Annotated in this window: 7 protein-coding genes; 1 reads left to right on the top strand and 6 read right to left on the bottom strand. The window is 68.6% G+C overall.

From position 1 onward, the window contains the following. Positions 1–39: 39 nt before the first annotated feature. The 4 genes from ACFVUS_RS16575 to ACFVUS_RS16560 form a co-directional block, all read right to left on the bottom strand. Complete coding sequence (locus ACFVUS_RS16575; protein WP_387766372.1) at positions 40–1,617, bottom strand: APC family permease; 1,578 nt, start codon at positions 1,615–1,617, stop codon at positions 40–42. A gap of 147 nt (positions 1,618–1,764) precedes the next feature. Next, positions 1,765–3,222: an NAD-dependent succinate-semialdehyde dehydrogenase gene (locus ACFVUS_RS16570; RefSeq protein WP_387766369.1), complete on the bottom strand. Its 1,458-nt coding sequence runs from the start codon at positions 3,220–3,222 to the stop codon at positions 1,765–1,767. An 18-nt stretch (positions 3,223–3,240) separates the two neighbouring features. Next, entirely contained in the window at positions 3,241–4,581 is a 1,341-nt protein-coding gene (gabT, locus tag ACFVUS_RS16565; RefSeq protein WP_387766366.1) for a 4-aminobutyrate--2-oxoglutarate transaminase, read from the bottom strand. Between the two features lie 48 nt (positions 4,582–4,629). Further along, a complete protein-coding gene (locus tag ACFVUS_RS16560) occupies positions 4,630–6,057 on the bottom strand; it encodes an aminobutyraldehyde dehydrogenase (protein ID WP_387766363.1) in 1,428 nt (475 codons plus the stop codon). A gap of 140 nt (positions 6,058–6,197) precedes the next feature. On the opposite strand from ACFVUS_RS16560, the gene ACFVUS_RS16555 reads away from it, so the two are divergent. After that, positions 6,198–7,724 (top strand): PucR family transcriptional regulator, encoded by a 1,527-nt coding sequence (locus tag ACFVUS_RS16555; protein WP_387766360.1) that lies wholly within the window; start codon positions 6,198–6,200, stop codon positions 7,722–7,724. Positions 7,725–7,859: 135 nt separating this feature from the next. Here ACFVUS_RS16555 and ACFVUS_RS16550 read toward each other — a convergent pair whose 3' ends face one another. Then, positions 7,860–10,943 (bottom strand): NAD-glutamate dehydrogenase domain-containing protein, encoded by a 3,084-nt coding sequence (locus tag ACFVUS_RS16550; protein WP_387766357.1) that lies wholly within the window; start codon positions 10,941–10,943, stop codon positions 7,860–7,862. 145 nt (positions 10,944–11,088) lie between these two features. Then, complete coding sequence (locus tag ACFVUS_RS16545; RefSeq protein ID WP_387766354.1) at positions 11,089–12,126, bottom strand: MinD/ParA family protein; 1,038 nt, start codon at positions 12,124–12,126, stop codon at positions 11,089–11,091. Positions 12,127–14,610: the final 2,484 nt, after the last annotated feature.

The following is a 14,610-nucleotide window of genomic DNA, read 5'->3' as shown; positions in this document are numbered from 1 at the left end:
CGGATCTTCTCGAAGTGGACTGGGGGAGAGGTGTTTTCGCTACAGCGAGCTCAAATGCGGTTCCGGCACCACCGGCATGGGATCACCCGACACCGCGCGCGGCAGCGTCTTACCGCGGAAGTACTCCGGCTGCCGCCAGCGCAGCACCAGCATCAGCACCGCGCCCAGCGCCAGAATCCCGAAGCCCAGGTAGAACACCAGGCCGATACCGAAAATCGAAGCGCCGCTGCCGACTTCGGGCTTGAGGCTCTCGCGCACCGAGATGCAGAACACGATCAGCAGCATGGAGCCGCCCAGCAGCGGGAACAGCAGCTTGAACACGAAATCGCGCACCGAGGCGAACCAGCGCTTACGGAAGTACCAGACACACGCGAACGCGGTGATGCCGTAGTACCAGCAGATCATGATGCCAAGGGCCGCAATGGTATCCAGCAGCACATGCTCGGACAGCAACGCGGTGATCGCGTAGAAACCGCCCGCCACCACCGCGGCGACGGCAGCGCCGAAACGCGGCACCTGATACACCGGATGCACCGTGGCGAAACGCTCCGGCAGCGCCTTGAAGGTGCCCATGGCCAGCATGGCACGGGCGGCGGGCAGGAAGGTGGCCTGCAGACTGGCGATGGTCGAGACCAGCACCGCCAGGAACAGCAGCAGCTCACCTGCCCCGCCCATCACGGGCTGGGCCAGGGTGCCGAAGACATTGTTCTTCGCGTCCGGACTGCCCAGGCCGATCCCGGTATCGCCGACACCGGCGTACCACATGAGCGCCACCGCCAGCAGCAGATACGTGCCCAGTACGGTCAGGATGGACAGCAGTCCGGCACGACCCGGCGTGCGCTTGGGGTCCTTGCATTCCTCGCCCAGGGTCAGCGCGGTATCCCAGCCCCAGTACATGAAGACCGAGCCGATCAGGCCGATCGCGAACGCGCCCAGAGTGAGTCCGGTGAACGGGTTGAACCAGTCGATATCGAAACTCAGGCCGGACGGGCCGTCACCGGTGATGGCCTTGGACAGTGCGATACCGGCGAACAGCAGCAGCACGATCAGCTGGAAGCCGACCAGCACATACTGCGCGCGCTCACTCGAACTGATCCCGCGACTGGCCGCCCACCCGGCCGCGGCCAGGAAGGCCAGCGTCGTCACGATATTGATCAGCTTGTTATCGCCAAGTGTCGCAATGTATTCCGAGTGCACCAGCCGCCCGATGAACAGGTAGAGGAACTCCGCGCCCACGGCCGCGATATTGGCGAGCACGATGACGACGGCGATCACCGAACCCCAGCCCGCCATCCAGCCCATGTACGGGCCGAGCGAACGAGCGGACCAGGTGAAGGACGCGCCGCAGTCCGGGGTTTCGGAACTGAATTCGCGATATGCGTAGGCCGCCAGGAACATCGGAATGAAACCGGCGATCAGCAGCGCGGGCATTTTCAACCCGACGGCCGCGACGATCAGGCCCATGGAGGCGGTGGTGGTGTAGGCGGGCGCGATGGACGCGATACTCAGGATCGCACCGGAGAAGGTGCCGACCTTATTGGTGGCCAGGCCCTTCCCGCTGGTGGGGGTGGTATCACGCGACGGCACTGTCGCCTCGGAGGCATTCTGCACGAGCATCCAAGCTCCTCGTACTGGGTCTGGTGGTGCCGAAAGCCTTTGGCAGACAACGCCACCGCGCCACGGTGGTGAACCGTTACCCGGCGGGTGAGCGCCGGGAAACGGGTTGGCGCCGAATCCGGCGCAGGGGCCGGGGCGCCGATGACGTCAGCGGGTCAGCGCGACGTATTTGGTATCGAGGTATTCGTGGATCCCCTCTGATCCACCCTCGCTGCCCAGCCCGGACTGCTTCATACCGCCGAACGGGGCCGCCGGATCGGAGATGACGCCCCGGTTCACGCCGACCATGCCGGCGTCCAGGGCATTCGACACACGCAGGGCCCGATCCAGATCCCGGGTGTAGAAGTAGGCGGCCAGACCGTATTCGGTGTCATTGGCCGCGGCCACGACATCGTCCTCGGTATCGAAGCCGTAGATGGCGGCGACGGGGCCGAAGATCTCCTCGCGGTGCATGCGGGCGGTGCGCGGCACCTCGTCCAGCACCGTCGGCTGATAGAACCAGCCCGGCCCGTCGATGGTCTTACCGCCGGTGCGGACCACCGCTCCGGCCGCGACCGCGTCCTCGACAAGGGCGGCAACGGAATTGCGCTGCCGTTCATTGATGAGCGGGCCGGTGTCGACGCCGGGCTCGTGGCCGGGGCCGACGCGCAATGCGCCGATCTTCTCGGCCAGTCGCGACGCGAACTCCTCGCGGATCGAATTGTGCACGTAGATGCGATTCGCCGCGGTGCACGCCTCACCGCCATTGCGCATCTTGGCCGCCATGGCACCGGCGAGCGCCTGCTCCAGATCGGCGTCCTCGAACACGATGAAGGGGGCATTGCCGCCCAATTCCATCGACGTGCGCAGCACATTGTCGGCGGCCTGGCGCAGCAGCAGCTTGCCGACCCGGGTGGAACCGGTGAAGGTCACCTTGCGCAGGCGCGAATCCGCGAGCAGCGGCGCGGTGATGGCGGCGGCATCGCTGCCCGGCACCACCGACAGCACGCCTTCCGGCAGACCGGCCTCGGCGAAGATCTGGGCCAGCGCGAGCATGGTCAGCGGGGTGTCCTCGGCGGGCTTCACGATCACCGTGCAACCGGCCGCGAGTGCGGGGCCGATCTTGCGAGAACCCATGGCCAGCGGGAAGTTCCACGGCGTGATGGCCAGGCACGGGCCGACCGGCTGCTGGGTGACCAGAATGCGGCCGGTCCCGGCGGGGGATTCGGTGTAGCGGCCGCCGATTCGCACCGCCTCCTCGCTGAACCAGCGCAGGAATTCACCGCCGTAGGCGACTTCACCGCGCGCCTCGGCGAGGGTCTTGCCCATCTCCAAGGTCATCAGCAGCGCGATTTCCTCGGTGCGATCGGTCAGGATCTCCCAGGCGCGGCGCAGCATCGCCGAACGCTCACGCGGAGCCGTTGCGGCCCAAGCCGATTGGGCCTTGACCGCCGAGTCCAGCGCGCGCACGGCATCATCGCCGTTACCGTCGGCGACCTCGGTGAGGATCTCACCGCTGGCCGGATTACGCACCGCGAAAGTGGCTTTCGAGGCGGCGGGCGCGGACGTGCCGTCGATCCACACACCGGTGGGGATGAGGCCGCTGATCCGGTCGTACTCCAACATCGTTCTCCCTGAAGGTGTTCAGCCCGCGAGGTCGCTGATCGCGGTGCACAGCACCGTCAGCGCCTCGTCGAGTAGGTCGTCGCTGATCACCAGCGGGGGCAGCAGGCGAATGACATTGCCGTAGGTGCCGCAGGTCAGGGTGATCACGCCCTGCTCCAGGCAGCGCTTGGCGATGGCGGCGGTGAGCGCGGCATCGGGCTCGACGGTGCCGGGGCGCACGAACTCCAGCGCCAGCATCGCGCCGCGGCCGCGCACCTCGCCGATGGCCGGAACCCGTTGCGCGAGTTCGGTGAACCGCGCGGTGGCGACCTCGCCGATATGCCGGGCGCGGGCGGGCAGATCGTGCTCGCGAATGGCGTCGATGGCGGCCAACGCGGCGGCGCAGGCCACCGGGTTACCGCCGTAGGTGCCGCCGAGGCCGCCCGCGTGCACGGCGTCCAGCAGATCCGCGCGGCCGGTGATGGCCGAGAGCGGCATACCGCCGGCGATGCCCTTGGCCATCGTGATGATGTCCGGCACAACGCCTTCCGCCTCGCAGGCGAACCAGTCGCCGGTGCGGGCGAAACCGGTCTGCACCTCATCGGCGATGAAGACCACACCGTTCGCGCGCGCCCATTCGACCAGGGTCGGCAGGAAACCCGCCGCGGGAACGATGAATCCGCCCTCGCCCTGGATCGGCTCGATAATGATGGCGGCCAGCTGATCCGCGCCGATCTGCTTCTCGATGCGCGAGATCGCCTCGCGGGCCGCCGTCACGCCGTCCAGCCCGCCATCGCGGAACGGGTACGACATCGGCATGCGGTACACTTCGGGCGCGAACGGGCCGAAATGCGCCTTGTACGGCATGTTCTTCGCGGTCAGCGCCATGGTGAGATTGGTGCGGCCGTGGTACGCGTGATCGAAGGCGACCACCGCGGTGCGGCCGGTGGCCAGGCGCGCCACCTTGATGGCGTTCTCCACCGCCTCCGCACCGGAATTGAAGAGCACGCTGCGCTTCTCGTGATCGCCCGGGGTGAGCGCCGCCAGTTCCTCGCAGACCTGGATGTACGTCTCGTAGGGGGTCACCATGAAGCAGGTGTGCGCGAACCGCTCGATCTGCTCCTGCACCGCCGCAACGACTTTCGGATGCGAGGCGCCGACGTTGGTGACCGCGATACCGGCCGCCAGATCGATGAGCGAATTACCGTCCACGTCCACGATGACGCCGCCGTCGGCATCCGCGGCGTACACCGGCGCGGTGGAACCCACACCGGCCGCGACCGCGGCCTTGCGGCGCGCGGCCAGCTCCTGCGAGCGCGGGCCCGGCAGAGCGGTGTTCAGCACCCGCTGCTGCGGGAGCCGGTAGCTGATCTCGGTCATTGAAAATCCTTCTGCGGAAAGAGGTTCGAGGGTTCGTGTGGCGCGCGGTCAGTCGTGCGCGCTCATCACGTGCTTGATGCGGGTGTAGTCCTCCACGCCGTACGCGGACAGATCCTTGCCGTAGCCCGAACGCTTGAAACCGCCGTGCGGCATCTCCGCCACCAGCGGGATATGGCAGTTCACCCAGACCGCGCCGAAGTCCAGGGCGGCCGAAACGCGCTGCACCACACCGTGATCCCGAGTCCACACACTCGAGGCCAGGCCGTAGTCGACATCATTGGCGAGCTGGATCGCCTCGGCCTCGTCGGCGAAGGACTGTACGGTCACGACCGGGCCGAAGGTCTCCTCCTGCACGATCGGATCGTCCTGGCGCACACCGGTGATGATGGTCGGCGCGAGGTAGAAACCGGCATCGCCGACCCGGGTGCCGCCGGTGGCGACGGTGGCGTGCGCGGGCAGCGCCGCGAGTTTGCCGGTGACGGATTCGAAGTGCCGAATGTTGTTCAGGGGGCCGTACGCGGCATCCGGATCATCCGGCAGGCCGGGCTTCACGGACTCGGCCTTCTTCACCAGTGCGGCGACCAGATCGTCATGCAGCGATTCGTGCACCAGCACGCGGGTGGCGGCGGTGCAGTCCTGGCCGGCGTTGAAGAACGCGGCATCACCGATGCGATCGGCGGCCAGGGCCAGATCGGCATCACCGAAGACCACCACCGGGGCATTGCCGCCCAGTTCCAGATGCGCGCGCTTGACCTGTTCGGCGGCGGCCGTGGCCACCGCGATGCCCGCGCGCACCGAACCGGTGATGGCGACCATGTCCAGGCGCGGATGGCTCACCAGCGCCGCACCACTGACCGCGGTGCCCAGCACGACATTGAGTACGCCGTCCGGGAGGATGCCCTTGGTCAGTTCGGCCAGCACCAGGGTGCTGCCGGGGGTGGTGTCACTCGGCTTGAGCACCACCGTGTTTCCGGTCGCCAGCGCGGGGCCGATCTTCCAGATGGCCATCATCAGCGGGTAGTTCCACGGGGTCACCTGGCCGATCACACCGACCGGTTCGCGGCGCACGTACGAGGTGAAACCGGGCATGTACTCGCCTGCGGACTTACCTTCCAGCCCGCGCGCGGCACCGGCGAAGAAGCGCAGGTGATCCGCTCCGACGGCGACCTCCTCGGAGGCCACCAGATGCTTGGGCTGGCCGGTGTCGCGGCACTGCGCCTCGACCAGGCGGTCGGAATTGGCCTCGATGGCGTCGGCCAGTTTCAACAGGGCGGCCTGACGCTGACTGGGGGTGGTGGCCTTCCACGCCGGGAAGGCGGCGGAGGCGGCGGCGACGGCGGCATCGATATCGGCCTGCCCGGAAATCGGGCTGATACCGGTCACCGATTCGTCCACCGGGCTGATCAGTTCGAACGACTCCGATGCGGTCGCGGCTACGAACCGGCCGTCGATGTAGTTCCGAAGCATCTCAGTCATGTGTGCCCGATCTCGTTCGAAGGGAGTGCTCTGCGGTTGCCAGTCAGTGTGCTGTGCGACACACCCCCGCGTCACCTGCCGGATCGGCGTGGAGGCAGAATCAGGTTTCGACAACTTGTCCAGTTTGCTACGGGAGAGCTGTGAACGCGGGAATTCCGGTCCGATGGATACTGTCCCAACCCGAGCTGGGACTGGTCCTCAAAGGCGGCGGTGACGGACTCGGGCGCGCCGTCACCCTGGTGCTCACCTCCGAGCTCACCGAACCGCAGCAGTGGATGTCCGGCGGGGAACTCGTGCTCACCACCGGAATGGGATTGCCGCTCAGCAGGCCCGATCGGCTGCGCTATCTCCAGGATCTGCATCGGGCCGGAATCGCGGGACTCGGGTTCGGCGTCGGGCTCTCACACGAGACCGTGCCCGAGGATCTGGTCGAGGCCGCTGATCAGTGCGGGCTGCCGCTGTTCGAGGTGCCGCTGCCGACACCGTTCGGGGCCATCACCAAGAAGGTCATGCAGCGGCTCGCCGAACAGGAATACGAGAAGGTGCTGCGCGCCTCCCGTGCGCAGCCGCGGATGACCCGCGCCGCCATTCAAGGTGTGCGGGCGGTGATCAAGGAGCTGTCGGCGGCGCTGTCGGCCACCGTGCTGGTGGTCGGGGCCGACGGGGCGATCAGCGAGGCGCATCCGCGACAGCCCGCCGCCGAGATTCTCGAACGCATCCGGGAATTCCTGGCCACCCGCAGCGATGTGGTGGGCAGCGGCGCGATACAGCTGCCGTCCGGGCAATACATTGTGCTGCAAGCCATTACGGCCGGGCACACCGTGCACGGACACCTCGCCGTGGTGACGGCCAGTGCGCTCAGCTCGGTCGATCAGGTACTGCTGGGTCACGCCAGCTCGCTGCTCGCTCTCGACTTCGAGAAGCCCGCGCGACTGCGAATCGCACAGAACCGGTTGAACTCCCAGGCCATGGCCATGCTGCTGGAGGAGCCGGGAGATCCGGACCTCATGTGGCAGCATCTGGCCACCGCCGCCGACCGCACCGGGCGGGTGCGCGCCCTGGTGCTGCGCTGCGCCTCCGCTCCGGTGGCCAGACAGGTGCTGGAAACCGTTGACGCGCAATTGCATCCGCAGAATCGGCAGCTCTTCGCGCATCTGGCCGGGGATCGGGTCGCGGTGCTGCTGCCCGGCTCCGATACCGATGCCACGGCCGAACAGCTGCTCACCGGAATCCCCGCCGAAGTGCGGGCCACCCTGCGCGCCGGGCTCAGTGCGCCACATCCACTGCGCCGCTTCAACGCCGCCATCGAACACGCCGAACTCGCCGCCTCCGCCGCCCTGCCCGGTGCCCGCCCGCTCGAACTCGCGGCGCTGGCGGGCCATGCGCTGCTTGCCTTCCCGGAGGCGCAGCGTGTGCTGAGCGCCGTCTCCGAAGCCATGCTGCAACCTCTGGTCGATTACGACGAGCGGCACGGCACCGACCTCATCACCTCGCTCCGCGCCTACCTCGAAGCGCACGGCCAATGGGAGACCGCCGCCAACGCGCTCGGCGTGCACCGCCACACGCTGCGCAGCCGAGTGGCGAAAATCGAATCCGTACTCGGCTGCCAGCTGGATCAGGCCCTGGTGCGCGCCGAACTCCTGCTCGCGGTTGTCGCCCGCCGATAGGCGACCGGGGGCCGCGCCGCCCCGTCATCCCGGCATGCTTTTGGCCGGGATCCACACAATGCTGTGGATGACTCGACCGTCTGGATCCCGGCCGAGAACGCGCCGGGATGACGGGACGGTCATCCGAAGGTGGTGTCAGTGCGTTGCGGCCGTGGCCAATTCGGCGTTGACCACGCACAGGCGGGCGATGTCGACCGTGTCGGAACGCTGTAGTTGGCCGACGAGGTCGATCAGGCGGGTCGCGGTGGGGGTTTCCTTCCATCCGGTGACGTGGTCGCGGGCGGAATCACCGGGGGTGGCTTCGGAGAGGACGGCCGCCACCAAAGCGTGCCAGCGGGATTGGAGTTCGTCGGCCAGGACCGCGGCGGCGAGGGTTTCCCAGTGATCGGAGGTGCGGGTGGTGGCGAAAGTCGTTGCCAGCCAATCCAAACCGATCAGCTCGCCCAACTCGCGATAGGTCTGGGCGACCAGGGCGACGGGCAGGCGGGTGCGGCGGGCCGTATCGCTCAGAGGCAGGGCCTGGGCGAGCAGGCGCAGGTTGGCCAGATCGCGGCCGGAATGGCCGCCCGGGCGGGGCAGGACCGCGACCAATTCCGCGACAAGTGGTGCGTGACGGTCGATTTCGGCGGACCAGGAATCGCCCGAGCGGTGCGTGAGAAGCCAGGCGGTGGACTGTTCCACCGCGTCCTGGATGCCCTTGAGCACGCCCATGCGGACCTGGGGGGAGACACCCGGCAGGGCCAGCGCGTCGCGCCACCAGCGGTCCACATCCAGCACAGTATCGATGACGGTGCAGGCCAGCACGATCTGCGGGGTGCCCGCGCCGATGCGCTCCTCCAAACGATGGATCAGGCCGGGGCCGACCCGGTTGATCACCTGATTGGCCGCCGCCACCGCGACGATCTCGCGCGCCACCGGATGCTCGTTCAGCAGGCGCTCGCCCAGCAGTGTGCGAATGCGCTCGGGGAAATAGCCGGCCAGGGTTCCGGACACGACCGGATCGTCGAGGGCGTCCGAGGCCAGCAGTTCATCACGGACCAGGTTCTTGGCCGTGGCCAGCAGGACCGCGATCTCCGGGCGCACCAGGCCCTTGCCCGCGCGGCGGCGAGCGGCGAGTTCGGCCCGGGTGGGTAGGAATTCGGCCGCGCGATCGAGATCGGTTGCCTGCTCCAGGTTTTCGATCAGGCGGCCGTGCCGGTCGATGAGGAACGGCGCGTGCGCCTCGGCGAGGCTGATGGCCAGGGCCTGGCGGTCGCAGTCGGCGAGTACCGCGCGGGCCACGGCATCGGCGTTCGCGGCGAGCAGCTTATTGCGCTCGGCGACCGTCGAAAGACCCTCCGCCACCGCGGAATCCAGTGCGATCTTGAGATTCACCTCGCGATCCGAGGTGGCTACGCCCGCCGCGTTGTCGATGAAGTCGGCGTTCACCTTGCCGCCCGCGACGGCGAATTCGATGCGGGCCTGCTGGGTCAATCCCAGATTGCCGCCCTCGCCGACGACCCGGCAGCGCAGGCGGTCCGCGCTCACGCGCACATCGTCATTCGATGGGTCGGCGACCTCGGCGTCGAGTTCACCCGCGGCGCGCACATAGGTGCCGATACCGCCGTTGAACAGCAGATCGACCTCCGCGCACAGCATCGCCCGAATCAGTTCCGGCGCAGGCAATTCCGTGGCCATCACACCCAGGCGGCGGCGTACCTGCGGGGAGAGCGGCACCGACTTCGCGGTGCGCGGCCAGACGCCGCCGCCCTCGGAGATCAGGGTCGGGTCGTAGTCGGCCCAGCTGCTGCGATCCAGGGCCGCCAGCCGGGTGCGCTCCTTGAACGACAGCACCGGGTCCGGATCCGGATCGAGGAAGATATGCCGGTGATCGAAGGCGCCGATCAGACGGATGCATTCGGTTTCCAGCATGCCGTTGCCGAACACATCACCCGACATATCGCCGATGCCGGTCACGGTGAAGGGCTGCACCTCGGGGTCGATGCCCAGCTCGGCGAAATGCTGCCGGATCGAACGCCACGCGCCGCGCGCGGTAATGCCCAGCGCCTTGTGGTCGTAGCCGGTCGAACCGCCCGAGGCGAAGGCATCGCCCAGCCAGAAACCGCGGGCCATCGCAATGGAATTCGCCAGATCCGAGAAGCGCGCGGTGCCCTTGTCGGCCGCCACCACCAGATAGGAATCCGGATCGTCGTACACCACCGTCCGGGCGGGCGGGATGCTCACGCCATCGACGATATTGTCGGTCACATCGAGCAGGCCACCGATGAACGCCGCGTATGCGCGCTGCACCGATGCCGGATCGGTGACGCCGCCGCGCACCACGAACGCGCCCTTCGCGCCCATGGGCACGATCACCGAATTCTTCACCGTCTGGGTTTTCATCAAACCCAGTACCTCCGTGCGGAAGTCGTCGACGCGATCGGACCAGCGCAGGCCGCCGCGCGCGATCACGCCGCTGCGCACATGGCTGCCCTCCACGCGCGTCGAATGCACGAAGATCTCGCGATACGGGGTGATCGGACCGGTCAGCGACAGCCGCGACGGATCGATTTTGAACGCCGCCACGGCGCGCTCGGGCTGAAACCAATTGGTGCGCAATACCGCCGCGCAGAACGTGGACAGGCCGCGCAGCAATTGATCCTCCGGCAGCGTGGTCGCGGCCTCCATGCGCCGCCGGACCTCGGCCTCGGCCGCCTCCACGCGCTCGGTGCGATCCGGCAGCGCGGGATCGAAGCGGGCATGCCACAGCGCCACGAACGCACGCACGAAATCCGAATGCGCGGTGAGGATTTCGGCGATGCGCGGGCCACCCAGGCGCAGGCCCGCCTGGCGCAGATAGCGGCAGGCCGCGCGCACCAGCACCACATCACGCCAGGACAGACCCGCGGTCGCGGTCAGGCTGGTGAAGCCGTCGATCTCGAACTCGCCCTCGGCCGCGGCCAGGAAGGCTTCGGCCAGCAGTTTCGCCATCGGCTCGGTCAGCTCGAAAGCGTTGGGGCGGAAGGTGAATCGATGCTCGGCGGCATCGGCGCTCACCTCGTGCGTGGTGACGTGCAGGCCCAGCGCGGAGAAGATCTCGATCAGCTCGGTGAGCGAGGCCGCAGCGCCCGGCCAGACCAGCCTGGCGCCGGGCGGCTGAGCACCGGGATCGAATTCGAGCCGCGGCGCGGCGGCCATCCGATCCTCGTCCAGAACGCCGACGGCTGCTCCGAGATGCATCTGCCTCAACTCCCTGCGCGTGACCCAACGGTTGTGGCAGTTAATCTGCCGCAAAGAGACGCAGGACACAGTGGACGAAAAGGAGCGGCGCAGTGTGTGCGCCGCTCCGTTTCGTACAGCGGGTTCTGATCAGCCGCCGTTCTGATCAGCCGCCGTAGCGGCGGTGATCGGTGGCGAAATCGTCGGCCACGGTGGCGGCGAGCTCCACGTAGGCGCGCTTGGTGTCCTTGGACAGGCGGTTCAGATCGATCTCCGCGCCCTCACCGAGATGGCCGTCGTACGGGATGATGTGCACGGCACGGCAGCGGGACAGGAAATAGTCGCGCAGCTGATTGATACCGACATTCGGGGCGCCCGGGCGCGGCAGGTTGATCACCACGACCGCATTGCGCACCAGATGGTCGTGCCCGTGCAGGGACAGCCAATCCAGCGTGGCCGCGGCACTGCGCGCGCCATCGATCGCGGACGAGGAGATCAGCACCAGCGAATGCGCCAGATCCAGCACGCCCGCCATGGCCGAATGCATAAGTCCCGTACCGCAATCGGTCAGGATGATGTTGTAGAAGCGCTGCAGAATGCGCGCCACATTGCGGTACTCGTCCTCGCTGAAGGCCTCCGACGCCGCCGGATCACGTTCACTCGCAAGCACTTCCAACCGGCTACCGGCCTGCGAGGTATGCCGCCGCACATCCGAATACCGCGCGATGGTCGGATCCAGCAGCAGATCCCGCACCGTCGATCGCGTCTGCAATGGCACCCGCTGGGACAGCGTCCCGAAGTCCGGATTCGCGTCCACCGCGATCACCCGATCCCCGCGAATGGACGAGAAGATCGACCCCAATCCCATGGTGGTCGTGGTCTTTCCCACCCCGCCCTTCAGCGACAGCACGGCGATCCGGTAATCCCCGCGCACCGGCTGCCGAATCCGCGCCACCAACTCCTGCAGCCGCCGCTCCTCGGCCGACATCCCCGGATTGATGGCCCCGCCGGTCGCATGATGCACGGCCCGCCGCCACCCCGACCCGGCAGCCTTCTTCGCCCGCCGCAACGGCACATCATCCAGCGACGGCACCCCTTGCTGCCGCCCCACCCCGAACTGCAAAGGCGCGGCAGGCGGCACATACCCACCCACCTGCTGCCCATACCCCTGCTGTCCGTGCGCTACCGCCCCGGGTTGCTGCACCTGGTGTCCATACCCCGCTTGCCCGGGGTGTTGTGCATGCGCCTCCGGCGCGCCTTGCTGTCCGTACGCGCCCGCCCCACCCTGCTGGCCCGGCCCAACCTGACCCGGCTGCTGCCCATATCCCGCCGCGCCAGGCTGCCCGCTGCCGTCCGCACCGTTCCCGTTCTCCACGGATCCCGGCTGCGACGCGCCCCAATTCGGCTGTCCCGCAGCGTGACCCAACGGCCCCTGAGCACCCGCGGCTCCGAGGTCGGCGTTCCCGGGTTGTGGCACACCCTGGTTGTTCGGCGCGGCGGCGTAGTTGCCGGGCTGACCGTTTGCAGCGGGTTGTCCGGGCGGATTGCTTCCCGACTGTCCCCAATTCGCTTGTCCGACTGCGCTACCGACGGCTTCCCGACCGGCCGCACTCGACCCGTCAGCTCCGTTGCCGTCGGCATTCCCGGGCCGGGACACAGCTTCGTTCGCCGGTGTCGGCACGCGGCCGCCGGTTTGCGGTCCGCGACCGCCATCGGCCGCGGGCTGCTGGGGCGCACCCCAGTTGGATGACGCCGCGGCCGGGGTTGGGTGCGCCTGAGCGCTATTACTTCCGGTAGGGGTGGGCCCCGGCTGCGCCACACCGCGGTTCGCCTGCCCTGTACCGGGCTGCTCCCGGCCGATCTGGGGGTTGTTGTCCGGTCCCCAATATGGTTGCGCCGGTGCTTGATTCGGTTGGACGTGGTTCACGCCCGGGAGTTGATTCGCGGGTGGGAATTGGTGAGCGGGTGCGCTCGGCGCTCCCGGCTGTCCCTCCGGGCGGGCCGGTGTGCCGTTCGACGGCGCGGAGGCTGCGGGAGTCACGGGCGCGGCACCGCTGTTCGCGGCCGGAGCGCCGGAAATCGGTGCGCCGGTGCCGCTTTCGCCCGGGGCGGGGTTCTGCTGCCAGGTGTTCGGACCCGACAGCAAAGGGTTCGGAGCCCAGTTGGCTCCCGGTACCCGAGCCGAGCCGAGTGGCGAACGCTCCGAACCCGTGTCAGGCGCGGTGGGCTGGTGCGTCGCGGGTCCCTGCGAACCACCCTGTGCAGCCTGACCCGGCAGACCCTGTCCGGGAGCGTGCTGGGGCGGCTGACCCGGCAAGTCCTGACTCGACGCGGGCTGCGGCGGATTGTGCTGCGGCGCACCGGGAGTGCCCTGCTGCGGTGCCTGCGGTCCGCGATGCCACGCGGCCATGCCCGGCGCGTCCGGAGGCGTCAGCACCGGCAGCCCGCCGGTGTGCGCGCCCTGGTGACCTGGGCCGTGCGAACCGGTCGCAGGGCCGGGCTGCGCGGCCGTTCCGTGCTGCGGTGCAGGGGATCCCTGCGGTCCCGTTGCCGATCCCACTGGGGGCCACTGGCTTCCGGTCGCGGGTCCTCCGGGTGTTGCGGAGGGGCCCTGCTGCGGCGATGTCCGATCGCGCCGCTCGGGCGCGTATTCCTGCTGCTGGACGTCGGATTCGTGGGGTCCGGGTTCCTGGCGAGCGGGCTGTTGCGGTCCGGGGGTGGATCCGTGCTGCGGTGCCGTTGCGGGAGGCTGCTGCGCGGACTGGGGAGCCGTGGGCTGACGCCAGGGCGGCGTTTCTGCCTGCTGTGCCGGGGTCGGCGGTGTGACGGCGGCGGGGCCCGGCTGTCGGCCGCCTTGGGAGCTCGCAGGCGAAGTCGGTTGTCTTGGAAGGGATTCCGGGGTTCCCGGCAGAGGTGCGTCGATCGCTCGATGGCGGCCGGTGTTCGCATCCTCTTCGCTGTCTATAGGCAGGGACCCGGTGCTGGGGCCGCCGGAAGTCGGTGCTGCGTTTTGGGGCGTGGCCGGGTCCGGCCGCGAGGTGGCTCCGGGGGCGAGCGGGGTGTCATGCACGGATCCGAGGCTGGGATCGGGCAAGCCGTTCGGTGCGGCAGTGTGCGCCGCCGGGTTTCGAGGGGTGCTGTGGTCCGAGCCGGTCGAACCCTGGGCCGTCCCGGACGCGGATTCACGCGGTGCTTCCGGAGTGGCCTGGTCCAGGTGCGGTGGTGTGGGTGAAATTGGTACCCGGACAGTCATATCCGGTGCGTAGACGGGCTGGGGCGGCTCGCCGCTCGAATTGCCTTGGCCTGTGGGGGTGCTCGGTCGGGGCGGCGCGAGGATGTCGTCGAGGGGAGTTCCCGGGACCGGGAACGCCAGTGGGCCGGTGTTTGCGGGTCCCTGTGGGGGTGGGGTTCCGGCACCGTGCGGCGGTGGGGGGAGCAGGGGTTGCTCGGGCGCTGGGACGGGGGTGCGTGGGGGCGCGAGGATGTCGTCGACAGGGGTGCCGGGTATCGGGAATGCCGGGGGTACGGCCGTATTCGAACCCTGCGGTCCGAGAGGTGCGTCGGGGGCGGAGCTATCCGGCGCGGACGGCGACAGCGGGGATGCGCCGAGCTCTGCGGCGTGTCCGGGTGCTTCGGGGAGTGGCGGGTGGTGCGGTGCGCTCGGAGGGGAGTCGGGGGAGAGTGCGAG

The organism is Nocardia sp. NPDC058058, assembly GCF_042885355.1.
Classification (GTDB): Bacteria; Actinomycetota; Actinomycetes; order Mycobacteriales; family Mycobacteriaceae; genus Nocardia.
This window is presented reverse-complemented; position numbering and strand designations above follow the sequence as displayed.

Coding starts and splice junctions, on each gene's coding strand:
- ACFVUS_RS16575 (WP_387766372.1), bottom strand. CDS start 1,617: ATGCTCGTGCAGAATGCCTCCGAGGCGACAGTGCCGTCGCGTGATACC.
- ACFVUS_RS16570 (WP_387766369.1), bottom strand. CDS start 3,222: ATGTTGGAGTACGACCGGATCAGCGGCCTCATCCCCACCGGTGTGTGG.
- gabT (WP_387766366.1), bottom strand. CDS start 4,581: ATGACCGAGATCAGCTACCGGCTCCCGCAGCAGCGGGTGCTGAACACC.
- ACFVUS_RS16560 (WP_387766363.1), bottom strand. CDS start 6,057: ATGACTGAGATGCTTCGGAACTACATCGACGGCCGGTTCGTAGCCGCG.
- ACFVUS_RS16550 (WP_387766357.1), bottom strand. CDS start 10,943: ATGCATCTCGGAGCAGCCGTCGGCGTTCTGGACGAGGATCGGATGGCC.